Genomic DNA, 25961 nt, shown 5'->3' with positions numbered 1-25961 from the left:
TTTTTTGCCTTTCCAGTTTAGCGACGCGCCGTTTAGCGCCCGCCCGATTTGCGCCATCAGTCCGGTGCCAATTCAGTTATTTCGCGCCGGAATGGCAGCGCGTCGCCGATATCTTCGCCGTCTAGTTCCCGCGCGTAGCGGTGACCGGCATAGGTTGACCATGCGATCGGCCCGGGGGCTTCGGCATCACCAAAGATCTTGATTGTCTTGATGCCCGCGTCGGCCCATTCATCTTCGCGTGAGACAAGATCGCTGTATACCGCATCATTGCAGCTGCGCGAGGCCACCATCACCACGGCGTCGGTCGCGTAGTTCTGTTTGTGGCCGGTATAGATGCAGTCGCTGACAACATGATCAGCGGCTATTTCGGTAATCCCGCGGTTAAGTATGATTTCGACCCCCATCCGGGCCAGTTTGGCATGAATAGTGCCTTGTTCCAATGTGTTGTTGGTCCAGTCCGAGACATAGGCCGAGGGTGTGATCAGCGTGACCTTGGCGCCGTTACTGGCCAGTAGCTCGGCCAGAACGCCGCCCATGTAGTAGTGGTCGTCGTCGTAAACGACGATATTGCCACTAGGCACGGTGCCATCCATCAGGTCATCGGGTGTATAAATCTGTGCCGCGTCAGAGATCGGTAAAGGCACGACATGTTGGCGCGAGACACCATCGCGGCGCCATGTCGCCCCAGTGGCAATCGCTACGTTTTGAAAGCCGAATTCAAGGATGCTGTCGGCATCCAGTCCGCTGTCAAAGTAAATCTCGACATTGGGGCGTTGCTGCAACTGGTATTCTCGGTAATCCACAACGCGGCCCCATGCTGATAGGCCGGGTAATTGCCGCTCACGGGTAACGCGCCCGCCAATCGTTGTCTTGGCCTCGGCAAGCGCCACGTCATAGCCGCGCCGGGAGAGCGCCCATGCGGCCTCAAGCCCGGCGGGGCCGGACCCCACGATCAGCACGTTGTCGCTCTCGCCCTTGGTGTTCATCACCTCGGGGTGCCAGCCCTTGCGCCATTCCTCCATGAAGGTCGGATTCTGGGTACAGCGGCTGATCGACATGGTCATGTCGCCGGTGATGCAGATATTGCAGCCGATACACTCGCGGATGTCCTCGATCCGGCCTTCCTCGACCTTCTTGGGCAGGAACGGATCGGCAATTGATGGCCGCGCACAGCCGATAAAATCCAAAACTCCTGACTTGATCTGTTTGACCATGACATCGGGCGAGGTGAATCGGCCAACGCCAACGATGGGTTTGTCCGTGAGTTCGTGGATGCCCTTGACCAGCTCATGCTGCGCCGCCTCTTCTTTGAACCGTGACGGTCCCGAGCAATCTTCCCACGTGCCCTGTGCCAGATCCCAAAGGTCCGGCAGGTCTTTGTTCATCTCGATGAAATCGCGAACTTCGGCATTGGAAAACCCAAGCTCACCGATGGTCTCATCCAGGCTCACCCGCAGGGTCAGCGCCATGGTATCACCCACCGCGTCGCGCATATCGGCTACCACCTCGCGGGCAAAGCGCGAGCGGTTTTCCAATGAGCCGCCATATTCGTCGCTGCGCTGATTGGTGGCGCGGCTTAGGAAGTGCTGGAAGATGCCGAACCCATGCGCGCCATAGAGGCAGATCAGATCAAACCCTGCGGTTTTCGAGCGTTTGGCGGCATTTACAAACCAGCGCCGCAAATCCCTGATCTCGGATTTCGACATCGCACGCGCCTGCACCGGATCGTTGGTGAAGGTGCGGATCGGCAAGGCCGAGGGCGCCAGTGGCACTTCCTTGGTATAGAGGTTCGGTCCGTTGATGCCGGAATAGGCCAGCTGAATCCCCGCCAGCGCACCATGTTCCTTCATCTTCTCCGACATCTTGCGCAGCTGCGGGATGTCTTTGTCGTCCCACAGACGCAGCTCGATGAAAGGAGTGATCTCTGAGGTGTGATGCATCTCGCACTGCTCAGTGAAGATCACGCCCCAGCCGCCTTCTGCCTTGATCCCGCGCATCGCTGCAGCTGCTGACGGATCGCGATACCCACCACCGTTACAATGCGGCACCTGATAGAACCGGTTTTTGGCGGTCAAAGGGCCAAGCCGCACATCGTCGAACAGAATATCGTAGCGCGGGTCGCGCACGGTGCCGCTCCCTTCCTGTCTTGATTTCGGTGAAGCTTTCCAGATTCGCCTTGTTCCATAAAGTCGTCACTGCGAAAGCTTTGCTTAGGTTTTTCTTAAGCCATCGACAGTGCTCATTAGCAAGAAGCTACGAGACCCGCGAGACTACCCTCGGAATATTGTCATCCGAAAGGGCACTTTTACAATGCTCGATAAAAGCTTGAACCGTCAGAACATTTTGCGCTCCCGGGGATGTTGCCAACCCCATCCGCAAAGGGCGCAAATTGCCTGTGATCGGTACGAATTTCAACTTCCTGCCATCCGGCGCTGTATCCGACAGAAAACGAATGTTTAGGATTGAATAGCCGAAGTCGTTTGCAACCAGGCTGCGTAACACATTCATGTCGCGCGTCCTTTCGGCGATATGCGGTGCAGCGCTGGACTCCTCAAAAAGCGAAAGAAAATATTCAGAACTAAGCGGCAGATCGAGCAGTACCATCTTGTGTGGGCGCAAATCAGAGATTGAAACAGACATGCGATCGGCAAGGGGATGGTTTTCTCCAAAAAGTGCATAGGGCGGCAGCTCCGCCAAAGGCAAAAAAGTCAGGTCAGTGGGAATGTCCAGATCATAGGTCAAGGCCACATCAATATCGGCGCGGCGCAGCATCTCGATCAGTGTGGACTGGTCACGCTCTACCTGATTGACGGTAACGTCGGGATAGTGGTCTTCGAATTCCCGACGCAACCCCGGCACCACCATCTGCGCGAAGGTCAGCAAACAGCCAACGGCGAGGGGGCCCTGAACAAAACCCGAGATATTATCAGCCAGTCGATTTAGCGCTTCGGTTTCATGCAACACCGTCTTGGCCTGTGCCATGAATTGCCGGCCAGCTTGCGTCAACGACAGGCCGTGCGCATGTTTGCGAACAAAGAGTTGCAACCCGAATTCATTCTCCAACTGCGATATGGCGGCTGAAATCGAAGGCGACGACACGTTCACCATCTCAGATGCAAGCGCGATTGAACCAGCCTCTCCGACCGCGACGAAGTATTCCAACTGACGAAGAGTGAACCGCAAAGGCATGGCAGAACTATCCCTTGCGGTTGGTTGGATATCAAGTCTGATACTTGATCCAGGTGGTTGTGGGGCAGCGCAACAGTCCAGACCGACACTGCCAGCCGTAAACACTGTCATTGGCCATGTAAAAGGCTTCGCCTTCGGGTGCGAACGGGACGATCACAAGTACGGGGCCAAAAATTTTACCACGGGCAAGCGGGTTGTTGCGGCTTACTCCGGAATGACGGCGGTGCCGTCGATCTCCACCAACCAGTCTGGTCGGGCAAGCGCCTGCACCACCAGCCCGGTCGAGCAGGGATGCACGCCTTTGATATATTCGCCCATCGTGCGATAGATCGCCTCGCGATGGCGCACATCGGTGATGTAGACCACGACTTTGACCAGATGCTCGATCGAGCCACCGGCCTCTTCGATCAACTGCCTGATGTTCTGCATCACCTTATGGGTCTGCTCGACGGGATCGTGGCTGTCGATATTGACGGCATCATCCAGGTTTTGCGGGCACTGGCCGCGCAGATAAACGGTCTTGCCTCCCCGTGTCACCACTGCCTGACACAGATCGTTGTCGAGGTTCTGTTCAGGGTAGGTGTCTGACGTATTGAATTTGCGAATACGGGTATGCGCCATGAAAGGCTCCTTGAGAAGCAGGGTTGTTGGGCTGCGAATGCTAACAGTAAGGGCAGAGGCGACATTATTGTTCGGCCACTGTTGCCCGTTGGGCCGCCCCTTCGTAGGCAAGGTAATTTCGCTGGATTGCGATCTGATCCGCAACGTATTTAGCGTCGTGCCAAATGCCCCAAAGGAATGTCGACCCGCGACGGGATTGCCACGGCAACCCCAGGAAATAGACATTGGGTTCAGCGGAAACGCCGCGCTGATGGATTGGCTTGCCGGTATCGTCAAAGGCGTCCACCTTCAGCCAGCTGAAATCCTGGCGGAACCCGGTCGCCCAGATGATGGCGGTGATGTCGGCCTCGGCAAGGTTGAGTTCGCGGATCGGATTGGACAGGCATTCCGGGTCCGGTGGCACCTGTCGCGCCTCCGGATCTTCTGGCAGGTCTATGCCGGTCTGCTCAACATAGGCATCAGCCGCATCCAGGGTCGCCAGATAGTTTCTGTCCCCGGTCTCGATATTTTCGCGAAGGTCATTGGCGAACCGGAAAACACCACTCTGGTAGGTTTCGGTCATGCCGACCAAGGTGATGCCATCGCCACCCATGCGCCTGAAATCGACGGTATTTCCGCCATGCGCACCGCTTACGCAAATGGTGAAACGTTCGCTTCCTGGCGTCATTGACGGTGCCTCCCAAAGACCGAGGACACCGAGCCACCAAACGTTGTCGCGTCCGCGGTACCGACGTGGCGGCCGGTCATGCGGGCCGACCGACAAATAGACGTCCTTGCCTGCGCGACGAAGTTCATCCGCAATCTGCACCCCCGATGAGCCGGCGCCGACAACTATTACGTTGCCATTTGGCAGTTGATCGGGATTTCGGTAGCGAAAGGAATGTAGCTGAAAGATGCCCTCCTCTTCGGGAACGAGGGGAGGAATGACCGGGGTCTGGAATGCGCCCGTGGCAGCGACGATCCGTTGGGCCTCGATTTGACCTTCGGACGTATCTACCACGAAGCCCGCATTTTTCTTCTCGGCCTTTAGCACCTCGACACCTGTGCGTATTGGCGCACTGATCATCTTTGCGTAATCACTAAGATATTGCGCCATGCGTTCTTTCGGCACAAAGGAATCGGGGTGAGCGTCGGTGAATTCAAGATTTGGGAAGCGATCATGCCATGCAGGTCCGTTCGCCACCATCGAGTCCCAGCGTCCTGATCGCCAGGCCTCTGCAACGCGGTTCTTTTCGAGGACGAGATGTGGCACGGCATGATCGCGGAGGTGTTCGCTCATCGCGATACCGGCCTGACCGCCACCGACCACTAACGTGTCTACTTGCTTGATAGCCATGATCTACCTCTTGGTTGTTTCAGCAATGAAAAACTCAAGCTGGCCCAGCTTCGCACTTTGCCGTTCCTCAGGATAAACGGGCGCGGACTGAACCTTCTTCACCCGTTCTGAATCAGAGGATCGTCGAAGGTTGGCTTCGGAGAAAGAATGGTATTTCTCACCTTTGATTAGGCTATGCCTAATAATTGGGTACGTGTCGCCACAGGTCCCCTAATCGGCCCTAAAGGTGCTGATGTCGGGCATATCATTAAGTTCTGTGTAACACTTCAGGCCATGCCAGCACGCACAAATGCGTGGCACCCATGAAGGTTCAAGGCAGCGCGAATGCAATCTCTGCGCATAGTCCATCGAACCTGTGATCTGGAGGCCGGAGGGGCGGGCCAGCGGAATTAGTATGTACTTCGGCAGGAGGTGCCCCGACGGTGAGCTAAACGCATGTTTGTCTCTTACCTGTGCGTCGCACCAGCGGGTTTTGCATTCTAGGTACTTGAGAAAGAAGAAAATGGTGGGCGACCCTGGAATCGAACCAGGCGTGCGTCTCCGCGAGGGAGTTACAGTCCCCTGCCACACCTTGCGGCCTGTCGCCCACTGTCAGCGGCTCGGCCCCTGACGTGCAGCGCTGATTACAAGCGCGGCCCCGCACCGTCAACAGGAAAATACCTTGCACATGCTCCGGCCCCGTCGCATTGTCGCGCGCTCAGGAAAAGGGGTGATCCTTGCCATGAAGAAACCCCGTTGGGTGGTCGAAAAAGAGCAGGCAAAACGGACGGCGGCTGCCGAGACGCTGTGGCTGTTTGGGTTGCATGCCGTGCGCGACGCGTTGCAAAATCCCGCGCGTGTGAAGCAACGCCTGGTGGTCACCCGGAATGCGCAGGATAAGCTTGTTGATGCGATTGCCGCCTCTGGCATGACGCCTGAATTGTCGGACCCGCGCAGGTTTGCCGCCCCGCTTGATCCGCAATCGGTGCATCAGGGGGCTGCGCTTGAGGTCAAGCCGCTGGATTGGGGGCCGCTGGCTGAAAGATGCTTGGGGGACGGGGTTCACCCGCCGCGCGTTCTTTTGCTGGACCGCGTAACTGACCCGCATAATGTCGGGGCGATTTTGCGTTCAGCCGAGGTGTTCGGCACTTGCGCCGTGATTGCTCCGCGCCATCACGCGGCGCCCGAGACCGGGGCATTGGCCAAGACGGCCAGTGGCGCGCTAGAACGTCAGCCCTATCTGCGCATCCGAAATCTGGCGGATGGGATAACCGAGTTGCAGGCAATGGGCTATCTGGTTTTGGGCCTTGACGGTCAGGCTGATGCCACTATCGAACAGGCGGTTGATGGCCGCCGCGACCGGCCCATCGCACTGGTTCTTGGGGCCGAGGGGCCGGGGCTGCGGCAGAAAACCCGCGAGACCTGCGACCAGCTGGTGCGGATCGATTTTGCGGGCGGGTTTGGATCGCTCAATGTCTCAAACGCCGCGGCGGTGGCGCTTTATGCGGCCCGGCCCTGAGTCGTCGCATCCATCGCGGCAGCGTCCTCGAACGCTTTGATAAACCGGCCCTTGATCATCCAGCTTAACCCGAAACTGCATAGGGCAATGGCTTCGAACACGAAAGTCAGCCGCAAGCTGTTCCACCAGGTTTCCACCGCTGTGGCCGTCTCTGGCGACAAAAGCCATGCCAATGCGGCGGATTTCACGCCGATGGCAAGAACCGCCAGCAAAATGGCGCGCCCGAGCCAGCGATACCAGAAATTACGGCGGATCTTGCGATTTCCGGCCATTTGAGAGGCGCTGGAATTGTCCCGGGTGAAGACGAAATATGAAAAATAGGCAAGGATCAGGAACATGGCGGCGGCTGCCGCGAAATGGATGCTGCGCAGGATCAGCGGCACGTTTTCCGGGTTGCCGAACCGTTTGAAACTGGCCCAGAAATTATAGGTGATCGTTCCGGCCACACCAGTTCCGCCATTGTTGAAATCCTCCGATCCGGTGGCGCCGGTGATGAACACCCGTGCCACCTCGGCCCCGTCATAGAGACACCCCGAGCCGGTGGTGGGGGAAAACGCGATCAAGAAGGCGCTGATGCCGGCGATCTTGGCCAGCCAGATATCAAGCGTCGTGTGCCTGCGATAACCGTCGACCTTGTCGGTGGGAAAGCTATAGAAAAACGCAAGTAGCAAGGCGATGAAGGTGAGAGAGCCGACCAGCAGGTCGCCGCCGATGCGGCTGAAATAGTAATGGCTGATCGAGGCGTTGAAACAGGTCTCAGTAAAGATGGTGACGAGGATAAGCCAAAGCGGCAGGAACAGCGCGACATAGCCAACGCCTCGATTGACGCGGCGCAGGCTGATGGTAAACGGCAGATCATCGAGTGGGGTAGTATTGTTTGCAATATCGGACATCGAAATAACTCCTAGGTAGAAATACCGGGAGTATATCACGCTTTAAGGTCGAAATCCTGCCCGGTTATGCCCTTGCAGTCTGTTGTCGCGCGCCAATATTCATGCAAGGCACTTGCAGAAAGGAAAGCCAGGCGATGCCGCAGACCCGAAAAATTGCGACTTGCTGTTATTGCGGCGCAAGAACCGTTCTGGTGCTGGATCAATCCCGGCACGAGCTGGCCTGTGCCTCGTGTGGAGCGCCGCTGCACCAGATGAAGCTGATGCCGGTTGCGCGGGCTGCCCCGAAAAAACAGGCTTTCCAGGCGCCTTGCTTTGTTCAGCCGCAGAAACGACCGGTTCGGGATAATCGCAAAGGCTGGAATTCTTACGGGAAAGCGCGGAAGAAGGGCCGAAAATCACTGTCGCGGAAAGTGTTCGAGGAACTCTGGGATGTGGTCGAAGATATCTTTGACTGAGCGGGCCAAATTTTAACTCTCTGTTCACATCTGTATTACATCCTCTTTTTACTCTTAAAGCAGGAACTATCTATATCCCAGAAGCGTTGATCTGGAACATCAGCGTTTCACTTCACTGTCCCTCGTTCCGCGACTGGCGCCCAGGTTTCCCTGGGCGCTTTTTTTCGCCGGGGCAAACGGGTATTGTGTATTTTCCAATTAACCAAGGCTCAGAAATGAAAGAAGAATATTCCGATTCGCATCTTCGGAAGATTTTGACGCGGACCAAGGTTATTGCGATCGCGGGCGTCTCTCCGAATCCGGTGCGCCCTAGCTACTATGTGGCGCGGTACCTGTCTCTGAAGGGATTTACCGTTATTCCGGTTAATCCCGGTCATGCGGGCAAGACGCTATTTGGCCAGACAGTCGTCGCCAGTCTGCGAGATATTACAGCCCCGGTGGATGTGGTCGATATTTTCCGGCGGTCCGAGGCCGTACCGCCCATTGTTGACGAGGCGCTTGAGGTCTTTCCCGGTCTCAATACCATTTGGATGCAGATCGGTGTGTTCCATGCAGGCGCTGCGGAGATCGCCCGCGCGCGGGGTGTGGATGTGGTGATGAACCGATGCCCCAAGATCGAATATCAGCGGCTTTACGGTGAACTCAGGATGGCGGGATTTAATACCGGTGTGATCTCATCCAGGCTTTAACTTTGGCGTTCAACCAATACAAGACGCTTTGAAATCTGCGGCGATGCGCATTTCGCGCATGGGCCGGACCCGCGCAATGCAGGCTTCGTAAATCGGATTGGATTTGTAAGCGGCAAGGGCAGCCTCGTCGGCAAATTCGGCATAGACGACCACATCGATCCGTGGTCCGGAAATCGTATCGCTCTGTAGATTCTGGCCAACTTCGAAATGCTGTGCGTCGGGGATGTCCTTGAGCATCATCAGCCCGTCGCGGATAGCGCCCACATCTGCGGGATTGGCGGCGCTGAAGAAAACAATGTGGCGGATCATTTTTCAGCCCTTCTTTCTTGCGGCTTTCTCGGCCAGTCCGCTGGTGCCTTGGCGGCGGGCCAGTTCGGCCATGACGTCATCAAGTGCGACGTCCCGAGATTTCAGCATCACCAGCAGGTGGAAAAGCACATCTGCGGCCTCATTGGTCAGCGCGGCTTTATCCCCTCTGACGGCTTCGATCACGGCCTCAACCGCTTCTTCGCCAAATTTTTCGGCGCATTTCGCGGGGCCCTGAGCCAGCAATTTGGCGGTCCAGCTTTCGGACGCCTCAGCGGTGCTGCGCGTGGCGATCACAGCCGCCAAATCATCAAGGGTCATGCGCCCAACCTCATTGCGATACCTGCCTTAGACATATGCGCCTTGGCCTCGGCAATCGAGTAGTCGCCGAAGTGAAAAATTGACGCAGCAAGAACCGCGCTTGCGCCGCCTTCGGTCACGCCGTCAACCAGATGATCCAGGGTGCCGACCCCGCCCGAGGCAATCACCGGAATGTTCACGGCGTCACTGATCGCACGGGTCAGGGGCAGGTTGAACCCCGCGCGGGTGCCGTCGCGGTCCATTGAGGTGAGCAGGATTTCACCGGCGCCTTTTTCCTCAACCAACCGGGCAAATTCGACCGCGTTAATCCCGGTCGGTTTGCGCCCGCCGTGGGTAAAGATTTCCCATTTGGCGGGGCTGACGGTCTTGGCGTCGATGGCGACCACGATGCACTGGCTGCCGAACTGCTCTGCGGCCTCGCGCACCACATCCGGGTTGGCAACGGCGGCGGAGTTGAAACTGACCTTGTCGGCGCCCGCCAGCAGCAATGCGCGCACATCGTCCACCGTGCGCACGCCACCGCCCACGGTCAGTGGGATATAGCATTGCTCGGCCGTGCGGCGGACCACGTCGAACATGGTGCCGCGGTTTTCATGGGTGGCCTTGATATCGAGAAAACACAGCTCATCCGCGCCAGCCGCATCATAGGCGCGCGCGGCATCAACCGGGTCGCCCGCATCCACCAGATCAACGAAATTCACACCCTTCACGACACGGCCATCGGCCACGTCAAGGCAGGGGATGATGCGGGTCTTGAGCATGTTGTTGCTTTCCGTCACAAAACTCACGCAACCGTTTATGGGCAAATTGGCTTATATGCCAGAGGATAGGCATGCCACCTGTCGGAATTTTGAGGAGATTGTCATGAGAAAATTTATTGCCGCTGTAGTGTTTGCGCTGATCGCTCTGCCGGGCTGGGCAGGAGAGGATATCGTCAAGGTCAAAGCCAACGGAGATGTAGCCAGCACCATGGATGCGCTGGAGGCCGCCGTGACCGGGGCAGGGGCCACGGTGTTCGCGCGGGTTGACCACGCGGGCGGTGCGGCCAAGGTGGATATGGAACTCGCCTCCTCGCAGGTTCTGATATTCGGTAATCCCAAACTCGGCACTCCGATCATGCAGGCCGACCCTTTGGCCGGTCTCTTCCTGCCGCTCAAGGTGCTTGTTTATGAGGATAGTGACGGACAGACGTGGCTGGCGTACCAAACCCCGCAGGGACTGTTACGCGACCTTCAGGATATTCCAATATTGGAAGTTTCGGAGAAGATTTCCGGAGCGTTGGCCAAGCTGACGGAGAAAGCGTCGGGCATGTAGGATCTGCCCGCGTTGGTCCGAAGCGAACCTTGCCCTTTTGAAGCACCAAGCCGCGCGATTGCCAGGCCGCGGGGTGGCGGCGATCCCTTTGTGGAACGCGCTTTATCCCTGCCAGTTCAGCGAAAGATAAGAACGTAGCGCAACCTCTCCAAATCGCCTGCCCTTGCGGGTGGTCTGGCAATCACGCGGCTGCCCTGCGGCCTTTATTCCGCGCGGAGACTAGGATCATACGGCGGCTCTAGATCACATTTTACCTGAACGTTTTCAACCAGACCAAATTGGTTTCATGTGCGCCCGAGCGCAATCAACGCCTCACGCAAATCAATCGCCCCGTCATAGAGCGCGCGGCCTGAAATCGCGCCGTCGAGGGTGGCACCGCAATCGCGCAAGGCGATAAGATCCGCCAGTGAACTCACCCCGCCCGAGGCGATCACCGGGATGCTCACGGCCTTGGCAAGCGCTGCCGTCGCCTCGAGATTCGGGCCCTGCATCGCGCCATCGCGGTTGATGTCGGTATAGATGATCGCCGCCACGCCCGCATCCTCGAACGACCGGGCCAGATCGGTGACCATCACGTCTGTTTCCTCGGCCCAGCCTTTGGTGGCGACACGACCATTGCGGGCGTCGATCCCGACGGCGACTTTGCCGGGAAACGCGCGCGCGGCCTCACGTACAAGATCGGGGTTCTCGACGGCGACAGTTCCCAGAATAACCCGCGCCAACCCTTTGGATAGCCAGCGTTCGATCGTTGTCATATCGCGGATGCCGCCGCCCAGTTGGGCCGGGACTTTCGTACGCGACAGAATAGCTTCAACCGGGGCGGCATTAACCGGCTCACCCGCGAAGGCACCGTTCAGATCGACCAGATGCAGCCATTCGCAACCTGCGGCTACGAATTCCATCGCCTGCGCGGCGGGGTCATCGTTGAAGACGGTCGCCTGATCCATCTCGCCCTTGAACAGGCGCACGGCCTGGCCGTCTTTCAGGTCGATGGCAGGGTAGAGGATCATGTCAGTGCCCTTTTTCAGCGAAATCTTGCCCGCCGTTTTGCATGGGCTGAGGGCAATTGCAACGCGACCCAACGTCAGACTTGATTGAAATCCGGCCCTTGGCCAATGTCACGCCAGATCTCAGGGAGGATGAGAGCATGAAGAAATTCGCACTGATCACGACAGCACTGGTTTTTAGCGCAGGCATGGCCGCTGCGGCAGATCCGCTGGAAGGCATGTGGCGCACTGCCAAGGATGACAACGGAAATTCTGGCCTGATCAAAGTGGCGCCTTGCGGGGCCAAGCTGTGCGGGACGCTGATAAAGGCGTATGGTCCCGACGGCAACGAGATGGCGAGCGAGAATATCGGGCGTCAGATCATCTCGGAAACCGTCAACGATGGCGGCGGCAAATACAGCGGCAAGGTCTATTCACCTGATCGCGGCAAGACCTACAAATCCAAATTGGTTCTGAGTGGGGCCACGCTGAATGTCAGCGGTTGCGTATTGGGCATTTGCCGTAAAGGCGGTACCTGGAAGAAGGTCAATTAGCCTGGCGGTGAAGAGTGAATTCGGCCAAACCGGCTTATAGAAAGACCGACCAACCGGTGTTCTCGGCCAGCATCTGCATCGCTTCGGTGCCCAGTTTGGAATTGCCGTAGCGGTTGAGCCCCGGCGACCAGACCGCGACCGAGGCGATGCCTGGAACAATGGTCAGGATGCCGCCGCCAACGCCACTTTTGCCGGGCAGGCCGACGCGGTAGGCGTAATCGCCGGACCCGTCATAATGTCCGCAGGTCATCATCAGCGCGTTGATGCGGCGGATGCGGTCATCCGATACCATGCGCGGCGCCTCGGGCCCGCCCACCAGAAACAGCCCGGCATTGGCCAGTTGCGCGCAGGTCATTTCGATGGCGCATTGATGGAAATAGGTTCCAAGGGTCAGCTCGGGCGCGTTGGCAAGATTGCCATGCGACAGAAGGTAATGCGCCAGAGCGAAATTACGGTGGCCTGTGGCAATCTCGGACTGGGCGACGCTTTCATTGTAGTGAATATTGTCGTCATTGGCCGCTGCCCGGATGAACCTGAGAAGCGCGCCGAGCGTTTCGCGCGGGGTCGAGCCGTCTAGAATCGTGTCGGTGGTCACGATGGCACCCGCATTGATGAAAGGATTGCGCGGGCGTCCCTTTTCCTGTTCCAGCAGAACGACCGAATCGAAGGCTTGCCCGGACGGTTCGCGCCCGACCCGCTGCCAAAGCTGATCGCCCACCTTGCCAAGGGCCAGGGCCAGGGTGAAAACCTTCGATACCGACTGGATCGAGAAGGGCTTATGGGCGTCACCAGCGATCAGGATCGGTTTTCCGGGCATCGCGACGGCGACGGCGAACTGGTCGGGGTCGACGCCGGCAAGTTCGGGAATATAGTCGGCGACCCGCCCCTTATCCTCGGTTGCCCGCGCTCGTGCCGCGATCTCGTCAAGGATGGGCTGGAGCTGGGCGGGTGAGAGCTGCATCTTAAGGCGTCCAGCGCAGGAAATTGGCAATCATGCGCAACCCGGTTGCCTGGCTCTTTTCCGGGTGAAACTGCGTTCCGACGATATTGTCGCGCCCGACAACGGCGGTGATCGGCCCGCCATAGCCTACATGGGCCAACCGCTCTGCAGGATCGGTCACCTGGAACTGAAATGAATGTACGAAATAGGCGTGCTGGCCGGTTTCGATGCCGTCGAAGATCGGATGCGGATGCTCGATCACCAGATCGTTCCAACCCATATGTGGCACTTTCAGGCTGGCGTCGTCGGGAGTAATCGCCTCGACCGTGCCGCCGATCCAGTCAAAGCCGGGGGTCTCGGTATATTCAAGCCCTTTCGTGGCCATCATCTGCATGCCGATACAGATCCCCATGAAGGGTTGGCCGCCATCTGTCACACGCTCGCTGATGGCCTCGAACAAGCCGCGGTGATCAAAAAGCTCTTTGCGGCAGGCCGGAAAGGCGCCATCGCCCGGCAGCACGATGCGGTCTGCCGCCCGTACCGTGTCGGGGTCCGATGTAACCAGCACCTCACCCGCACCACCCTCATCCGCCATGCGCCGGAACGCTTTTTCGGCCGAGTGGAGATTGCCGCTTTCATAGTCAACAATGACCGTTTTCATGGCAGCTCAAAGCGCTCCTTTGGTCGACGGGATGGCGTCGGACTTGCGCGGATCGGTATCGACCGCATCGTGCAACGCCCGCGCCACGGCCTTGAACGCTGCCTCGGCGATATGGTGGCTGTTGATCCCGTGCAGCATATCCACATGTAGCGTGATGCCGCCATGGGTGCTGAGCGCCTGAAAGAACTCACGCACGAGCTCGCAATCAAACGTGCCGATCTTGGGGGTGGGAAGATCAAGGTTCCACACCAGATAAGGCCGCGCAGACAGATCGAGCGCGGCGCGTACCAGCGCGTCATCCATTGGCAGAAGGCACGCGCCATAGCGGCGTATGCCCTTCTTGTCGCCAAGCGCCTGGGTCAGCGCCTGTCCAAGTGCGATGCCCACATCCTCGACCGAATGGTGATCGTCGATATGCAGATCGCCTGTGCAGCGGATATTCATGTCGATCAGCGAATGGCGCGCCAACTGATCCAGCATATGGTCGAAAAAGCCAATGCCTGTCTGATTGTCATAGGCACCGGTCCCGTCGAGCGAGATCTCGACGATGATCTCGGTTTCGGCCGTTTTTCGCGTGATCTTTGCGCTGCGCATTGTTGTCTCCGGCTGGTTCGTCTTTGCGGTGTATAGTTCGCCGTGACCGGCCAGCCAAGGGCAATGGGCCGTCGCGCGCGATGCCGTTGCCGAAACGCACAATCCCGGACACTTAAGGCGCTTTACCGCCCGTCGGGCAACCATCGGCTTATCCGGGCTGTAAAGCTTGAAGACGCGCGCGCGCATTATTGCCGCGCGGCCATCGACAGTGCGGCATTCGACAGCGCATTCGGGGGCGCTCGGGTAAATGCACTTGCGCTCCTTGCCAATGCACCTATGAGTGTGCCCGTCGTTGCCCATAGGGAAATACCGCAATGAATATGCTCAGCACGTTCATCAAACCGATGCATCGCGAAGGACGCAGGTTCGTCGCGATCTTCGCTGCCATCACGTTTGTCCTGTTCCTGATCGCCGATTTTCTCGGATGGATTGGTGTTGGCCTGACCATCTGGTGCTATTATTTCTTTCGCGATCCCGAACGGGTAACACCGGACCGCCCGGGGCTGATCATCAGCCCGGCCGATGGTGTGGTCTCGCTGATCGAACCCGCGGTGCCGCCCGCAGAACTGGGCATGGCCGACGAGGCGCTGACCCGTGTGAGCGTGTTCATGAATGTATTCAACTGCCACGTGAACCGCGCGCCCGTTGCGGGCACGGTGAAAGCAGTTGCTTATCGTCCGGGAAAGTTTTTTAATGCCTCACTCGACAAGGCCAGCGCCGATAACGAACGCAACAGCCTGTGTATCGAGATGGCCGATGGTCGCGAGGTCGCGGTCGTGCAGATTGCCGGGCTGGTTGCGCGTCGGATCGTCTGCTTTGTTGAGGCACCAACCGTGATGGAAACCGGCGAACGCTTTGGTCTGATCCGTTTCGGTTCACGGGTAGATGTCTATCTGCCACGCGGTGTCGATCCGCTGGTTAGCATAGGACAGACCATGGTGGCGGGTGAAACGGTGCTGGCGGATCTGACGACTTCGGAACAAACCTGAGGCAGGTAAGCGGATGAGAGACCACCCGGACAAGCCAGGCACTAATGTCGCGCTGATCCAGCTATTGCCGAACATGCTGACCATCGCGGCCATATGTGCGGGCATGTCCGCGATCAGGTTTGGTGTGCAGGGCAGCTACACGCTGGCGGCGCAACTTATCCTGGCGGCAGCCATTCTGGACGGGCTTGACGGACGGCTTGCCCGGCGTCTGGGCGCCGACAGCAAGATGGGGGCCGAGCTGGATTCACTGGCTGACTTTCTGAACTTCGGCGTGGCGCCGCCGCTGGTGCTTTATTTCTGGGCCTTGCAGGATATGCGCGGCGCTTGGATTGCGGTTCTTCTTTTCGCGGTCTGCTGTGTCATCCGGCTGGCGCGTTTCAATGTCAGTGGCAAATCCGATGACGTTACCCCTGACCGGTCCTATTTCGTCGGGGTGCCGTCACCGGCGGGCGCGCTGCTGGTCATGTTTCCCATGTACGTCTCTTTCGCCTTCAAGGATTCGCGTCTTCTGCCGGATGCCATCATCTGCCTTCATATGATCGCTGTCGGCTTCCTGATGATCAGCCATATTCCGACCTGGTCTTTCAAGACCACCAGAATTTCCCGCGAAAACGTCAAGTATTTCCTGGTCGGTTTCGCCTTCGTCGGCGCGGCGGTGCTGACCTATGCCTGGACCACCCTGGTCGCAATTTGCCTGGGCTATGTAGGGGTCGTCATCTGGGCACTGATCAAGAACAAAAAAACCATTTTCAAAAGAGGTAAGTAGTTGGATATCAAAGCAGTACAGACCACATATGCCCGCTGGGCGCCGGTATATGACAAAACCTTCGGAGTGCTGACAAAAGGCGGCAGACGCAAGGCTGTCGGCTATATCAACGAAGGGTCGGGAAGCGTGCTGGAAGTGGGTGTTGGTACCGGGCTATCGCTGGAGCGTTATAAGCCAGACCTAGAGGTCACCGGTATTGATTTCAGCGCCGACATGCTTGAAAAAGCGCAGAAAAAAGTGCGCAAGCAGAACTTGCATCATGTTGTTGCCCTGCGTCAGATGGATGCGAGGTCACTCGATTTTCCCGATAACACGTTCGACACGATCGCTGCGATGCATGTGCTATCGGTCGTGCCCGACCCGGAACAGGTGATGAGCGAGATCGCCCGCGTCTGCAAACCCGGGGGCAAGGTTGTCGTCACCAATCATTTTGTTCGTACCAAGGGCGTTCTGGCGGCGTTGGAGCGGATTTCAGCGCCCTTTGCCAACCAGCTCGGCTGGCATTCGGATTTCAGGATCGAGACCGTCCTGGGCGGTACCGAGCTCGCGTTGGAACAACGCCAGACGTTGCCGCCGCTGGGGATGATGACTTTTCTTGTTTTGCGCAAGACTTCCAAACCGTAAGGCCAGATATTCTTCGGCCGTGATCGGATAGCGATAATAGGGCAGGTGGGCGCGGTTACGGCGCCTTCCGGCTATGTTAGCCCCGGTATGTCACCGTTTAGCCTATTTGAAATTGCGGCTGGCCTTGATCTGATCCCAGGCCCAGACGACCTGCTGCAACTGCTCTTCCTGGCTGCGGTCACCGCCATTGATGTCAGGGTGAAGTATCTTGATCAACGCCTTGTAAGATTTACGGATTTCGGCCTTGGTCCAGTGATCCTTCGCCTCCAGAATATCTATCGCCTGACGCTCGGTCGGGGGCAGTTTGCGGGTGCCGGTCGCACCGCGACCGGGGTTTTGGGTGGCATTGCCGCCCAGCACTTGATGCGGATCTTCAATACCCAGCCGCGCCCAGGCCCGCGCCTCAGGGTCGGAGAAAGATTTTGTCTCTCTTTCCCAGACCTTGTCCTTCGACATCTGGGCATTCATCTCGGCCTCGGTAGTGCCGTGGAAGAAGTTCCATTTCAGGTTATATTCGCGGACGTGATCCTTGCAGAACCAGAAAAAATCATCCAGCACATCCGGCGCTTTCGGCGCCCGGTATTTGCCCGCCTCGTTGCAGCCATCATGCTCGCACACCCGAACAGAGGTTTCTGACTCGCCCGACATGCCCCGGCGCCCGCGGGGGTTTTTCTTCTTCGCGGACGAAACGGACATATCGAAACCGAATGGGTCAGATTTGGACATTGGAACACCTTTGCGACTCGGAGCAGAAAGTTTAGGCTAAAACGCGGCAAAGAGAAGGGGGCATGCGATAAAAATTTGATGCTTTGGGCGGGAAATTGCATGAGCCTTGGGCGCTCAAAGCCATGACATCGAATTGAAACGGCATGACAAAGGCAGCGCGGTGCCAGACCGGAGCGGGACTGGATCAGGCAGGACTTTTTTCGTTCTCGGCGTCCTCATCCGGCACATCTTCTGCTGTTTCAACATCCGGCTCTGCGGTGTCGGATGCCTCCTGATCATCGGCTTCAACGGGCACCTCGTCATCCTGCGTCACCGGATATGCCTCGGTTTCGTCCTCGGGGGGTTTAGCGGTCAACGCGCGGCGAAAGACTAATACCGAGCGATAGACAGTCTGGGTCGAGGTCAACCCCTGCCGTTCCTCGCTCGGGAGGATATCCGAGCGCTGGTATTCCCAGCCGTCAGCGGCCAGCTCATTCATCTTTTTTTCCAGCGTGTTGGCAAATCGCGCTTCGGGGCCCTTGATCCCGGGAGCCTTCAAACCCTTCGCAGGGGCAGGGATGACCTTGTATTCGTAACCGACCATGAAACCGTCCTGAGTGCGCTGTCGACAGAAAGGCCGCATCCTAGCCGCGTGGCAGTTTAGCGCAAGCGGGAAGTCGCTAAATCCCGGTCGGATCGCCATCGAGGCCAAGCGTGTTCTTTTTCGCCCAGAACGCCTTTAGCTCTTCCTGGGTCATTTGCGCGTACCACGGCACCAGTTCGGTGTCGGCGCGATGGCGTTTGACAGGCATTTCGGGAACACCGGTGCCGCAGGAGGTTGTGACCAGATCAATTTCCAGATCAAAGATATTCCGCGCGCCCGCATAGTCGGGAAACCGCGCATGAAGTTCGTCCCACTCAGCGTCGCGCGGGTGGATCGCGCGGGCCCTGCCATAGACCCGCAGGGTTAGCGCATCACCTTCAAATGCGCAGAACATCAACGTCATGCGCGGTGATTGCAGCAGATGCGCCGCGGTCTCATTACCGCTGCCACTGACGCTAAGCCAGAGGATGCGCGTATCAGATAGAATGCGCAGCGAATCCAGCCCCTTGGGTGAGAGGTTAACGCGGCCCGATGGGGCTGCTGTCGCCACGAAAAACAGCGGCTGACCTTCGACGAAGCGGCGAAAACTACGGTTCAGCTTGTCAGTCTTGATGCCCATCGGTGGCTTCTCCCTTTGACAGGGTATCACGGCGTTCGGTCTGTGAATAAATAACGGCGATCATCACCAGAACACCACCTGTGATGGCCCAGGTTGTAGGCAACTCACTCAGCAGCAACCACGCCCAGATCGGCGCAAGTGGTGTTTCTAACGCGCCCAGCAAGGCGGTTTGCGCGGCGGGGATGCGGCGCGCGCCTTCGGTTAGGGTGATCGACGCCACGGCAAAAACCAGGCCGAACAAAAGCAGGATTCCGATCTCGGGGTGGCTGGTGGCAAGCGGTGCACCCAGCATCCCGCCGGGCACCAGCAGAATGACCGACGCCAATACGTTGGGCAGCACGGTCGGCGTGTCGGGCCAGATGCGATAAATCACATAGAATATGGACATCATCAGGGTCATCCACATGGCCAGTAGGTCTCCTATCAGGTGGCCTGATCCGATCGAACCGCGCAGGGTTAGTCCGACGCCCACGAGCGCCAACAAGCTGGAGATCATGATTTTCAGGCCCGGTTTTTCACCAATGATCAGCCAGGCGATCGCGGCGGCAACAAACGGGGCGGTGGCCCAGATCAGAACAACATTGGTGACGCTGGTGAGCTTGAACGCCGGGATGAAAGCGGCGGTTCCGGACGCGGCGACAAGGGCGGCAAGCAGCGCCACCCAGCCAAAGCGAGCGATTTCATCACGCACTCCGCCGCGCAGCCACAGATACCCCATGGACAGGAGTGCTGCGCCCAGCCCGCGCCAGAAAATGACCGACCAGGCATTGGCGTCGACCCCTTTGGTGAAGATGCCCGCGGTGCTGAACACTACCGCCGATATGCAAACAAGGATGACGCCTGCCATATGCGACAACGGGGCGGTGGTGCGTGAGGATGAAAGGGCTGTCATAAGCATGCTCCTGCGGGCGTTAGTTCAGCCTTCCTACCTAATCGCTGCTGACATGTATCTGTCAGGAGTGTCGTGCTAGGCTGGAAAAAACGTCGAAAGGATGCCCCGTGGCCCGTTCAACCCGGATGTTCGAAATCATTCAGCTTCTTCGCAATGCAAGCAAGCCGCGCACAGCGGCGCAGATAGCGGAGGAGCTCGAAGTCACCCCGCGCACCATTTACCGCGACATTGCCTCGCTTCAGGCGATGCGGGTGCCGATAGATGGGGCGGCGGGGGTTGGGTATATCATGCGACCGGGCTTTGATCTGCCGCCGATCAATTTTGATATCGAGGAAGCTGAGGCCGTCACCGTGGGGTTGGCGATGATTGCCCGAACCGGTGACCGAGGGTTGCAGGCCGCAGGGCGCCGCGCCTGCCGCAAACTGTCAGAGGCGACGCAGTTGAGCGAAGCGCTGTTTTCCTCGACCTGGGGTCCAAAAGCGCCCGATGCAATTGATCTTTCGGACCTGCGCACCGCCATTCGCCAGGAACGCAAGCTTTGCATAACCTATGTGGATGGCCACGGGGTCGGGTCCAGCCGAACCATTTTGCCTTTCGCAATCGTCTACCATTCCGAAGCTATCGTTTTGGCCACCTGGTGCGAATTACGTAATGATTTCAGAAACTTTCGGCCGGATCGCATAACCCGATATGAGCGGCTGGAAGAGGGTTTCGAAGGCAAAGGAGAGGCGTTGCGCCGCGAGTGGATGCAGAGCTATGCCGAATGGTTGTGATGTCTCCGTGATCCAAAGATGCTAGACGCGCGGAATATCAGCGGGTTAGGGTTGCCAGACGCGAAGAGGCGGCTCGGGGCTGTCTTACGTCATCTATTGCCGAAACGGTGCCTGATACATGTTAAGAATGCTCTTGCGTCGACTGCTCTTGGGGGTTGTCACCGTTTGGATTGTTTCGGTCATCATCTTCGCTGGCGTCGAAGCGTTACCCGGCGACGCCTGTACGGCATTTCTTGAACGCGACGCGAAAGGCAAGCTGCTTGAGAATTGCCGACACGATCTTGGTCTGGATAAACCTGCGGTCACGCGCTACCTGGATTGGGCAGCGGGTGCCGTCCGGGGGGATTTTGGTATCTCGGCTGACGGGCAACAAAGCATCGCTTCGATGGTGGGGGATCGCGTCAAGAATTCGTTCCTTCTGGCGGCAGGTGCGCTTGCCGTCGGGGTGCCTCTGGCGATCTTGCTTGGCGTGATCACCGGGCTCTGGCGCGACCGGTGGATCGATATCCTGTTTTCGACGGGTGCGATCTTTGCCATGACGATCCCTGAATTTGTCTCGGCCACCGTCCTGATCCTGATCTTTGCGATCTGGCTTGGCTGGGTGCCTGCTATCGTGCTGACTCCGGCGGATGCGCCAGCGCTTGATTTCTTTCCCGAGTTCATTCTGGCGTCAGTTGTGCTGACGATGGTGATGATTGCGCATATCATGCGCATGGTCCGATCGTCGGTGATCGAGGCAATGGCCAGCGATTACGTACAGATGGCGATGCTCAAGGGCGTGCCCTATTGGCGGATCGTTTTCCGTCATGCGCTGCCCAACGCGCTTTTACCGGCAATCAATGTGGTGGCGCTGACGGTTGCCTGGCTTCTGGGCGGCGTGGTCGTGGTCGAGGTGGTGTTCAACTATCCAGGACTGGGCCGAACCATGATTGACGCCATTTCGGATCGCGACCTGCCGGTGGTTCAGGCACTGGCGATGATCGTGGCCGCGACCTATGTCGGTGTCAATCTGATCGCCGATATGCTGACGATACTGCTTAACCCGCGCCTGCGGACCCAACGTATGAGGCGCAAATGAGCGACGCGGCAGCTCAAAAGCAAAAGCGGCCCGCACTGGGTCAGTTCGGCACGGTGCTGTGGGATGTGGCGTCGCGACCGTCTGGTGCGATCGGGCTGGCATTGGTCCTGGGCCACATCATTCTGGCGCTGATCAGCCCGTGGCTCGTGAGCTATGATTTCCGGTCGATGGATTCCAGTCTGATCCTTGAAGGGCCCTCGGCAGAGCATTGGCTGGGAAGTGACCATCTGGGCCGCGATATCCTGAGCCGTGTGTTGCAGGGCGGGCGTGTTGCGCTGCTGGTGACGGGTATTGCGACACCGATTGCCCTGTTGTGGGGCGGGGTGACGGGGGTTTTGCTGGGCCTCATCGGCGGCAGGGCGGATGAGGTGGCGATGCGGATCGTCGATGCGTTCTTGTCGATCCCCGGCGTGTTGCCCTTGCTCGTACTGGTCACCATCTTCGGCACCGGCAACGAGGTGATGATCCCGACCTTGGCCTTTTTCTACGGTATTCCCGTGATCCGGGTTATCCGGGCGGCCACTCATGATGTCGTGGCGCGCGATTTCGTGCTGGCAGCGCGGGCGCGAGGGCATAGTCGGCTCAGCATCGTCTGGCGCGAGCTTCTGCCCAACGTGCGTGACGCGATGATGGTCGAAGGGGCGATGCGGTGGTCCTGGATGCTGCTCGCTTTTTCTTCGCTGTCCTTTCTGGGCTTTGGCGTATCGCCACCGACACCGGATTGGGGGCTGATGATTTCGGACGCGCGGGCCTATATGCCGCTGGCACCTTGGGGCGTGTTGGCGCCGGTCATCGCGCTGTCATCCCTGATCATCGGGATCAACCTGACAGCGGATGCGCTGGCCAAGGCGATGGGCATTGACCGCGCCAGAAAGGCCGTGGTCTGAATGGCTAGGCCAATCATCGACATCCGCAACCTGTCCGTCGGCTTCACCGGGCGCGCGGGCCGTACCCTGCCGGTTCTGCGCAATGTGGACCTGCGGGTTTGCCGGGGCGAAAGTATCGGCATTGTTGGCGAAAGCGGCTCGGGCAAAAGCACGCTGGCGCTGGCGTCAATGGGATTTCTCAAGCAGGGGTTGCGGGTGATCGAGGGAAGCGTTTGCTTCAACGGCGAGGACATGTTTGCCCGCAAGCTTAACCAACTCGAAGCTATCCGGGGTGGTCAACTGGGGCTGATCCCGCAGAATTCGGGCCAGTCTCTGACGCCTACGATGCGGATCGGCGCGCAGATGGCCGAGGCACTGGAACTGCATTGCACCCTCGAGAAAGACGCCTATCGCGACAGAACCATCAAGCTTTTGTCACAGGTGAGGCTGCCCGACCCCGAGGCGATCATCACCCGCTTTCCACATGAGTTGTCAGGCGGGCAGCAGCAGCGGGTCGCCATTGCCATGGCCCTTGCCGGAGAGCCCGACGCGCTTTTGCTGGACGAACCGACCACCGGCCTAGATGTGACCACGCAGGCGCATATTCTAGAGCTTTTACAGGATCTTGCCCGCGACCGTAATATGGCGATGATCTATGTCAGCCATGATCTGGGGGTAATCGCCCGGGCCTGTGAGCGGGTCATGGTGATGTATGCGGGAGAGGCGGTCCTGCAGGGGCCGACAGCAGAGGTGCTGAAAGATCCGGCGCATCCCTATGCGCGGGCGCTTCTGGCCTCGATCCCCCGGTTGTGCGATCCGCATTTGCCGGTGGCGCTGGACGGGCGCCCGCCACCGCCGGGCGGTTCGGGGCCGGGATGTGCCTTTGCCCCGCGCTGTGCGTTAGCCGATGATCAATGCCGTGCCGCACGGCCCGAATTGCTGGACGCGGGTGGGGGCAGTCAGGCCCGCTGCCTGCGTCACGCGCAATCGCACGAACTGACGGCGGGCGGGGCAGGGTCCGATCCGCTGCATCACCGCCCGGACGGCGCTCCGGCGTTGGTGCTGGACGATCTTTCGATCAGCTATGCCGCGCCCGGGTTGCTTGACCGGCTCTTTGGCGGTGGTGGCATGGGCGTGCCCACTGTCGATGACATCACCATCACGATTGCAAGCGGTGAAACCCTTGGGTTGGTTGGCGAATCCGGCTCGGGCAAGTCAACGATCCTGAAGGCCGTTGCCGGGCTACTGCCGCCGAGCGGCGGGACAATTGGTGTGGGTGATGGCAACGCGCTGCCCGAGATGGTCGAGCAGCGCCGCCCGCAGCAGCTGCGCCGTATCCAGATGATTTTCCAGAACCCGGATGACAGCCTGAACCCACGGCATACGGTGGCGGAAATCCTGGCTCAACCCTTGCGGCTTTATGACGGGCTGAGCGGCAAGGCGCTGACCGATCGCAGCGTCGAGATTTTGGAAACGGTTCGGTTGGGCGCGCATTACATGGACCGGCTTCCCGGGCAGTTGTCGGGCGGCGAAAAACAGCGGGTCGCCATCGCACGCGCCTTTGCGGCGGAGCCCGAAATTGTGCTCTGTGATGAAATCACCTCGGCGCTGGATGTGTCGGTGCAGGCGGCAATGCTTGAACTCCTTAATGAATTCAAGAAGATGAAGGATACAACTTATGTGTTCGTCAGCCACGATCTTGCTGTGGTCCGGGCGCTGTCGGATCGGGTGGCGGTGCTGTATCAGGGGCGGCTCTGCGAGATCGGGCCGACCGAAAAAGTCTATGGGCAACAGTCGCATCCCTACACATCAGTCCTGCTGAACGCGGTATTGGAGCCGGACCCGGATGCGGCCCCCAATCTGATGGCCGAAGACGTCGTGGAACTGTCTCCCCCGGCCAGGGGATGCCCGTTCCAAAGAAGATGTACGCGAAAACAAGGGTCTATCTGCGAAAACGAAACTCCGCCTTGGCGCGAGACGGGCGGCGGGCACGCGATCCGGTGTCACATTCCCCTGGAAGAGTTGTAAGGCACATGACCCGGCGCGCAAAACCGTACGGAACGTACATGATGTACGCGGAAAACGTACGTAAAGCGGGCGCCTTCTGATCTGTGGCGTTGGCGCTTTGATTTCGCGGCGAACCGATTGACTGCGTATGTCAGGCGCGCATGGAAATCCGCCTGCCGGCGCCGTCGGGATGCGGGATTTTGGCGTGATCGGCCGCCATGGCTGAAAGCCTGTCGAAAATCCTCTGTGGCATTGGTACGACGCGAGGGCCTGCGAGGTCGACGTGCAGGGTCATGCCCTCACCGGTAGCGGCCAGCCAGCCATCTTCGTGATAAAGCTCCTGAAAGGAGTGAAAGCGCTTTGCGTCGTGATCAAGGATGCGAAAGGACGAGCGCACCCTGTCGCCCAGCTTGAGCTCGCGCAGATAACGGACATGAAATTCGGCCGAGAAGGTAGTGTAATTGGTCGCCGCGATATAGGCGGGTCCAAATCCGAGTGTCTCGAACGCCTCGTCAGCGGCGCGATCAAACAAAACCGTATAATACCCCATGTTCAAATGGTTGTTGTGGTCGATCCATGCGGGTTCGATTTCAAGAAGGGAGGACATCAGGGGTGTGGGTATATCGGCTGGGTCGTTCATTGCTGGACGTGTTGTCGCTCTATTGTCAAATGCGCCTTAGTAGCTTTCCGGGCGGTCGAAACGCACTAGAGATGCGGCCTATCTTCGCTTCACGCGCTTAACGATGTCTCGATTTCCTTAAACGCATTGTAAAATTCGTATTCCTCCGCCCAGAATTCCGCGAGATTGGCTAGTGCCCTTTCCGAAAGGGGTTGTGCCGGGTCGGGGTTGGCGTGTTTTTCCGCGCCTCTCGGAATTTCGAAATCTGCAACACCCAGACGGGTCAGAAATTCCGGCAATTTTTCGGTCAGGTTGCTGACATCGATACAGGCTTCGATATTCTCGGCCTCATTCGCCAGCGTATACAGATTTTCAAAATAAAACGCATAGTTCGACCGGATATGCATGATCGAGTTGAACGCGAAATAGGCTGCTGATCGCATTCTGTCATTCTCTGAATCCAGTGCTTCGGCCAGCTCGTTCGGCGTGTCGAAATACAGGAATGCCGTCGCCTCGGCGGGCGACCACATCCTGTTGTAGGTTGGCCGCCCCTGCCGCCGCCTGCTTTGAAAGGCCGAGATAAATCGATCGGTGGGATGGCGAAAGCTAAAGGCCAGTTTGCGATCCGGCCCGAATTCCTGCGCGGTCGTCGCGGCGGTCTCTCGATGGCTCAGCAATTTGATCCGGCGGGTCCACGCCCCTTTGTTATGTCGCATCACAGATTTCAGGTAGGTGCCGCCGGTTTTCCCCGGGTGCAGCAAACATATTATCGGTTTTTTATCCTGAATTTTCATCGAATCCTTCAACGGGTCGGACGCATGCAGGCGCGCCTGAAAGGGCCAGTTCAGGTAGCGGTAAATTGCGGCACGTGTCCAGCCTTTCAGGCCCAAACCCGGCTGGACCGGGCGTGCCTGAGATCCGAGCATATGGGCGGTGCGGGTGTTCGGGGGGTGCTGACAAGCTAAAAGGTATAAAGAATGTGAGATATTTTGGTATTTTGGGTTTTATGTTTGTTAATTTTGGGTGTGTTTTAAGCTGCTTTGGGGGCGCCTGTTTTTTGGG

31 protein-coding genes and 1 tRNA gene are annotated in these 25961 nt (G+C 58.4%); 12 read left to right on the top strand and 20 right to left on the bottom strand.

Annotated elements, in window-relative coordinates; all coding sequences use genetic code 11:
* Positions 1–56: 56 nt before the first annotated feature.
* The 6 genes from LC334_RS21005 to LC334_RS20980 form a co-directional block, all read right to left on the bottom strand.
* Positions 57–2126: an oxidoreductase gene (locus LC334_RS21005; RefSeq protein WP_085802382.1), complete on the bottom strand. Its 2070-nt coding sequence runs from the start codon at positions 2124–2126 to the stop codon at positions 57–59.
* A gap of 127 nt (positions 2127–2253) precedes the next feature.
* Positions 2254–3189, bottom strand: a complete 936-nt coding sequence (locus LC334_RS21000; RefSeq protein ID WP_085802383.1) for a LysR family transcriptional regulator — start codon at positions 3187–3189, stop codon at positions 2254–2256.
* A 31-nt stretch (positions 3190–3220) separates the two neighbouring features.
* Complete coding sequence (locus LC334_RS23230) at positions 3221–3346, bottom strand: hypothetical protein (protein WP_223413109.1); 126 nt, start codon at positions 3344–3346, stop codon at positions 3221–3223.
* Between the two features lie 47 nt (positions 3347–3393).
* Entirely contained in the window at positions 3394–3810 is a 417-nt protein-coding gene (locus LC334_RS20990; RefSeq protein ID WP_085802384.1) for a RidA family protein, read from the bottom strand.
* Positions 3811–3874: 64 nt separating this feature from the next.
* Positions 3875–5146, bottom strand: coding sequence for a flavin-containing monooxygenase (locus LC334_RS20985; protein ID WP_085802385.1), 1272 nt, complete (start codon positions 5144–5146; stop codon positions 3875–3877).
* Positions 5147–5649: 503 nt separating this feature from the next.
* Positions 5650–5733: transfer RNA gene (locus LC334_RS20980), tRNA-Tyr, on the bottom strand.
* Between the two features lie 134 nt (positions 5734–5867).
* On the opposite strand from LC334_RS20980, the gene rlmB reads away from it, so the two are divergent.
* Positions 5868–6644, top strand: coding sequence for a 23S rRNA (guanosine(2251)-2'-O)-methyltransferase RlmB (gene rlmB, locus LC334_RS20975; protein ID WP_085802386.1), 777 nt, complete (start codon positions 5868–5870; stop codon positions 6642–6644).
* Here rlmB and LC334_RS20970 read toward each other — a convergent pair.
* On the bottom strand, positions 6626–7537 hold the full coding sequence (locus LC334_RS20970; protein ID WP_085802387.1) for a hypothetical protein: 912 nt from the start codon (positions 7535–7537) through the stop codon (positions 6626–6628). The two genes, rlmB and LC334_RS20970, sit on opposite strands and share 19 nt — an antisense overlap.
* 134 nt (positions 7538–7671) lie before the next feature.
* Here LC334_RS20970 and LC334_RS20965 point away from each other — a divergent pair, with 134 nt between their 5' ends.
* A complete protein-coding gene (locus LC334_RS20965) occupies positions 7672–7992 on the top strand; it encodes a hypothetical protein (protein ID WP_085802406.1) in 321 nt (106 codons plus the stop codon).
* Between the two features lie 215 nt (positions 7993–8207).
* Positions 8208–8681, top strand: a complete 474-nt coding sequence (locus tag LC334_RS20960; protein WP_085802388.1) for a CoA-binding protein — start codon at positions 8208–8210, stop codon at positions 8679–8681.
* Positions 8682–8690: 9 nt separating this feature from the next.
* Here the strand turns inward: LC334_RS20960 and LC334_RS20955 are convergent, their stop codons facing one another.
* From LC334_RS20955 to hisF, 3 genes are read right to left on the bottom strand one after another with little or no spacing between them, the layout of a single operon-like run.
* Positions 8691–8990, bottom strand: coding sequence for a Dabb family protein (locus LC334_RS20955; protein WP_085802389.1), 300 nt, complete (start codon positions 8988–8990; stop codon positions 8691–8693).
* Positions 8991–8993: 3 nt separating this feature from the next.
* Positions 8994–9308, bottom strand: coding sequence for a phosphoribosyl-ATP diphosphatase (locus LC334_RS20950; protein WP_085802390.1), 315 nt, complete (start codon positions 9306–9308; stop codon positions 8994–8996).
* Positions 9305–10069 (bottom strand): imidazole glycerol phosphate synthase subunit HisF, encoded by a 765-nt coding sequence (gene hisF, locus LC334_RS20945; RefSeq protein WP_085802391.1) that lies wholly within the window; start codon positions 10067–10069, stop codon positions 9305–9307. The genes LC334_RS20950 and hisF overlap by 4 nt, the downstream gene beginning before the upstream one ends.
* A gap of 103 nt (positions 10070–10172) precedes the next feature.
* Between hisF and LC334_RS20940 the strand changes: the two genes are divergently transcribed.
* Entirely contained in the window at positions 10173–10622 is a 450-nt protein-coding gene (locus tag LC334_RS20940) for a DUF302 domain-containing protein (protein WP_085802407.1), read from the top strand.
* A 284-nt stretch (positions 10623–10906) separates the two neighbouring features.
* On the opposite strand, the gene hisA is transcribed toward LC334_RS20940, so the two are convergent.
* On the bottom strand, positions 10907–11632 hold the full coding sequence (gene hisA / locus LC334_RS20935; RefSeq protein WP_085802408.1) for a 1-(5-phosphoribosyl)-5-[(5-phosphoribosylamino)methylideneamino]imidazole-4-carboxamide isomerase: 726 nt from the start codon (positions 11630–11632) through the stop codon (positions 10907–10909).
* Positions 11633–11769: 137 nt separating this feature from the next.
* Between hisA and LC334_RS20930 the strand changes: the two genes are divergently transcribed.
* Positions 11770–12162 carry a DUF2147 domain-containing protein gene (locus LC334_RS20930; RefSeq protein ID WP_085802409.1) on the top strand — a complete coding sequence of 131 codons (393 nt, stop codon included), beginning with the start codon at positions 11770–11772 and terminating at the stop codon, positions 12160–12162.
* A 34-nt stretch (positions 12163–12196) separates the two neighbouring features.
* On the opposite strand, the gene LC334_RS20925 is transcribed toward LC334_RS20930, so the two are convergent.
* Genes LC334_RS20925 through hisB form a run of 3 tightly spaced genes read right to left on the bottom strand, consistent with a single transcriptional unit; the run spans position 12197 to position 14357 of the window.
* Complete coding sequence (locus tag LC334_RS20925; RefSeq protein ID WP_085802392.1) at positions 12197–13123, bottom strand: glutaminase; 927 nt, start codon at positions 13121–13123, stop codon at positions 12197–12199.
* Position 13124: 1 nt separating this feature from the next.
* Complete coding sequence (gene hisH / locus LC334_RS20920; RefSeq protein ID WP_085802393.1) at positions 13125–13763, bottom strand: imidazole glycerol phosphate synthase subunit HisH; 639 nt, start codon at positions 13761–13763, stop codon at positions 13125–13127.
* Between the two features lie 6 nt (positions 13764–13769).
* Positions 13770–14357, bottom strand: a complete 588-nt coding sequence (gene hisB, locus LC334_RS20915; RefSeq protein ID WP_085802410.1) for an imidazoleglycerol-phosphate dehydratase HisB — start codon at positions 14355–14357, stop codon at positions 13770–13772.
* A gap of 314 nt (positions 14358–14671) precedes the next feature.
* On the opposite strand from hisB, the gene LC334_RS20910 reads away from it, so the two are divergent.
* The 3 genes from LC334_RS20910 to LC334_RS20900 are packed head-to-tail and all read left to right on the top strand — an operon-like array spanning position 14672 to position 16736.
* On the top strand, positions 14672–15346 hold the full coding sequence (locus LC334_RS20910; protein WP_085802394.1) for a phosphatidylserine decarboxylase: 675 nt from the start codon (positions 14672–14674) through the stop codon (positions 15344–15346).
* A gap of 13 nt (positions 15347–15359) precedes the next feature.
* The gene (gene pssA, locus LC334_RS20905) at positions 15360–16112 is read left to right on the top strand and encodes a CDP-diacylglycerol--serine O-phosphatidyltransferase (protein ID WP_085802395.1); all 753 of its coding nucleotides are present in this window, start codon (positions 15360–15362) and stop codon (positions 16110–16112) included.
* Entirely contained in the window at positions 16113–16736 is a 624-nt protein-coding gene (locus LC334_RS20900; RefSeq protein WP_085802396.1) for a class I SAM-dependent methyltransferase, read from the top strand. It abuts the gene before it with no gap.
* 102 nt (positions 16737–16838) lie between these two features.
* Here LC334_RS20900 and LC334_RS20895 read toward each other — a convergent pair whose 3' ends face one another.
* The 4 genes from LC334_RS20895 to LC334_RS20880 form a co-directional block, all read right to left on the bottom strand.
* Positions 16839–17462: a DnaJ domain-containing protein gene (locus LC334_RS20895; RefSeq protein ID WP_085802397.1), complete on the bottom strand. Its 624-nt coding sequence runs from the start codon at positions 17460–17462 to the stop codon at positions 16839–16841.
* 184 nt (positions 17463–17646) lie between these two features.
* Positions 17647–18045 carry a DUF4177 domain-containing protein gene (locus LC334_RS20890; protein ID WP_085802398.1) on the bottom strand — a complete coding sequence of 133 codons (399 nt, stop codon included), beginning with the start codon at positions 18043–18045 and terminating at the stop codon, positions 17647–17649.
* Between the two features lie 76 nt (positions 18046–18121).
* On the bottom strand, positions 18122–18664 hold the full coding sequence (locus tag LC334_RS20885) for a pyridoxamine 5'-phosphate oxidase family protein (RefSeq protein WP_085802399.1): 543 nt from the start codon (positions 18662–18664) through the stop codon (positions 18122–18124).
* Positions 18648–19556 (bottom strand): DMT family transporter, encoded by a 909-nt coding sequence (locus LC334_RS20880; RefSeq protein WP_176237790.1) that lies wholly within the window; start codon positions 19554–19556, stop codon positions 18648–18650. Before LC334_RS20880 ends, LC334_RS20885 begins: the two co-directional genes overlap by 17 nt.
* Positions 19557–19663: 107 nt before the next feature.
* Here LC334_RS20880 and LC334_RS20875 point away from each other — a divergent pair, with 107 nt between their 5' ends.
* The 4 genes from LC334_RS20875 (at position 19664) to LC334_RS20860 (ending at position 24301) form a co-directional block, all read left to right on the top strand.
* The gene (locus LC334_RS20875; RefSeq protein WP_085802401.1) at positions 19664–20329 is read left to right on the top strand and encodes a helix-turn-helix transcriptional regulator; all 666 of its coding nucleotides are present in this window, start codon (positions 19664–19666) and stop codon (positions 20327–20329) included.
* 127 nt (positions 20330–20456) lie between these two features.
* A complete protein-coding gene (locus tag LC334_RS20870) occupies positions 20457–21407 on the top strand; it encodes an ABC transporter permease (RefSeq protein ID WP_223413108.1) in 951 nt (316 codons plus the stop codon).
* On the top strand, positions 21404–22294 hold the full coding sequence (locus tag LC334_RS20865) for an ABC transporter permease (RefSeq protein WP_085802403.1): 891 nt from the start codon (positions 21404–21406) through the stop codon (positions 22292–22294). Before LC334_RS20870 ends, LC334_RS20865 begins: the two co-directional genes overlap by 4 nt.
* Entirely contained in the window at positions 22295–24301 is a 2007-nt protein-coding gene (locus tag LC334_RS20860; RefSeq protein WP_085802404.1) for an ABC transporter ATP-binding protein, read from the top strand. It abuts the gene before it with no gap.
* 130 nt (positions 24302–24431) lie between these two features.
* Here the strand turns inward: LC334_RS20860 and LC334_RS20855 are convergent, their stop codons facing one another.
* Positions 24432–24920 carry a thioesterase family protein gene (locus tag LC334_RS20855; RefSeq protein WP_176237791.1) on the bottom strand — a complete coding sequence of 163 codons (489 nt, stop codon included), beginning with the start codon at positions 24918–24920 and terminating at the stop codon, positions 24432–24434.
* Between the two features lie 89 nt (positions 24921–25009).
* Positions 25010–25825 carry a sulfotransferase family protein gene (locus LC334_RS20850; protein ID WP_085802405.1) on the bottom strand — a complete coding sequence of 272 codons (816 nt, stop codon included), beginning with the start codon at positions 25823–25825 and terminating at the stop codon, positions 25010–25012.
* Positions 25826–25961 lie beyond the last annotated feature (136 nt).

The organism is Roseovarius aestuarii (assembly GCF_019966515.1).
GTDB classification, from domain to species: domain Bacteria; phylum Pseudomonadota; class Alphaproteobacteria; order Rhodobacterales; family Rhodobacteraceae; genus Roseovarius; species Roseovarius aestuarii.
The sequence above is the reverse complement of the archived record's forward strand: the minus strand, read 5'-3'. Positions and strand labels throughout refer to the sequence as shown.

What these genes read in the sequence shown, in the direction of transcription:
- LC334_RS21000 (WP_085802383.1), bottom strand. Translation starts at nt 3,189, where the DNA reads ATGCCTTTGCGGTTCACTCTTCGTCAGTTGGAATACTTCGTCGCGGTC.
- LC334_RS20990 (WP_085802384.1), bottom strand. Translation starts at nt 3,810, where the DNA reads ATGGCGCATACCCGTATTCGCAAATTCAATACGTCAGACACCTACCCT.
- LC334_RS20985 (WP_085802385.1), bottom strand. Translation starts at nt 5,146, where the DNA reads ATGGCTATCAAGCAAGTAGACACGTTAGTGGTCGGTGGCGGTCAGGCC.
- rlmB (WP_085802386.1), top strand. Translation starts at nt 5,868, where the DNA reads ATGAAGAAACCCCGTTGGGTGGTCGAAAAAGAGCAGGCAAAACGGACG.
- LC334_RS20970 (WP_085802387.1), bottom strand. Translation starts at nt 7,537, where the DNA reads ATGTCCGATATTGCAAACAATACTACCCCACTCGATGATCTGCCGTTT.
- LC334_RS20965 (WP_085802406.1), top strand. Translation starts at nt 7,672, where the DNA reads ATGCCGCAGACCCGAAAAATTGCGACTTGCTGTTATTGCGGCGCAAGA.
- LC334_RS20960 (WP_085802388.1), top strand. Translation starts at nt 8,208, where the DNA reads ATGAAAGAAGAATATTCCGATTCGCATCTTCGGAAGATTTTGACGCGG.
- LC334_RS20955 (WP_085802389.1), bottom strand. Translation starts at nt 8,990, where the DNA reads ATGATCCGCCACATTGTTTTCTTCAGCGCCGCCAATCCCGCAGATGTG.
- LC334_RS20950 (WP_085802390.1), bottom strand. Translation starts at nt 9,308, where the DNA reads ATGACCCTTGATGATTTGGCGGCTGTGATCGCCACGCGCAGCACCGCT.
- hisF (WP_085802391.1), bottom strand. Translation starts at nt 10,069, where the DNA reads ATGCTCAAGACCCGCATCATCCCCTGCCTTGACGTGGCCGATGGCCGT.
- LC334_RS20940 (WP_085802407.1), top strand. Translation starts at nt 10,173, where the DNA reads ATGAGAAAATTTATTGCCGCTGTAGTGTTTGCGCTGATCGCTCTGCCG.
- hisA (WP_085802408.1), bottom strand. Translation starts at nt 11,632, where the DNA reads ATGATCCTCTACCCTGCCATCGACCTGAAAGACGGCCAGGCCGTGCGC.
- LC334_RS20930 (WP_085802409.1), top strand. Translation starts at nt 11,770, where the DNA reads ATGAAGAAATTCGCACTGATCACGACAGCACTGGTTTTTAGCGCAGGC.
- LC334_RS20925 (WP_085802392.1), bottom strand. Translation starts at nt 13,123, where the DNA reads ATGCAGCTCTCACCCGCCCAGCTCCAGCCCATCCTTGACGAGATCGCG.
- hisH (WP_085802393.1), bottom strand. Translation starts at nt 13,763, where the DNA reads ATGAAAACGGTCATTGTTGACTATGAAAGCGGCAATCTCCACTCGGCC.
- hisB (WP_085802410.1), bottom strand. Translation starts at nt 14,357, where the DNA reads ATGCGCAGCGCAAAGATCACGCGAAAAACGGCCGAAACCGAGATCATC.
- LC334_RS20910 (WP_085802394.1), top strand. Translation starts at nt 14,672, where the DNA reads ATGAATATGCTCAGCACGTTCATCAAACCGATGCATCGCGAAGGACGC.
- pssA (WP_085802395.1), top strand. Translation starts at nt 15,360, where the DNA reads ATGAGAGACCACCCGGACAAGCCAGGCACTAATGTCGCGCTGATCCAG.
- LC334_RS20895 (WP_085802397.1), bottom strand. Translation starts at nt 17,462, where the DNA reads ATGTCCAAATCTGACCCATTCGGTTTCGATATGTCCGTTTCGTCCGCG.
- LC334_RS20890 (WP_085802398.1), bottom strand. Translation starts at nt 18,045, where the DNA reads ATGGTCGGTTACGAATACAAGGTCATCCCTGCCCCTGCGAAGGGTTTG.
- LC334_RS20885 (WP_085802399.1), bottom strand. Translation starts at nt 18,664, where the DNA reads ATGGGCATCAAGACTGACAAGCTGAACCGTAGTTTTCGCCGCTTCGTC.
- LC334_RS20880 (WP_176237790.1), bottom strand. Translation starts at nt 19,556, where the DNA reads ATGACAGCCCTTTCATCCTCACGCACCACCGCCCCGTTGTCGCATATG.
- LC334_RS20870 (WP_223413108.1), top strand. Translation starts at nt 20,457, where the DNA reads ATGCTCTTGCGTCGACTGCTCTTGGGGGTTGTCACCGTTTGGATTGTT.
- LC334_RS20865 (WP_085802403.1), top strand. Translation starts at nt 21,404, where the DNA reads ATGAGCGACGCGGCAGCTCAAAAGCAAAAGCGGCCCGCACTGGGTCAG.
- LC334_RS20860 (WP_085802404.1), top strand. Translation starts at nt 22,295, where the DNA reads ATGGCTAGGCCAATCATCGACATCCGCAACCTGTCCGTCGGCTTCACC.
- LC334_RS20855 (WP_176237791.1), bottom strand. Translation starts at nt 24,920, where the DNA reads ATGAACGACCCAGCCGATATACCCACACCCCTGATGTCCTCCCTTCTT.
- LC334_RS20850 (WP_085802405.1), bottom strand. Translation starts at nt 25,825, where the DNA reads ATGCTCGGATCTCAGGCACGCCCGGTCCAGCCGGGTTTGGGCCTGAAA.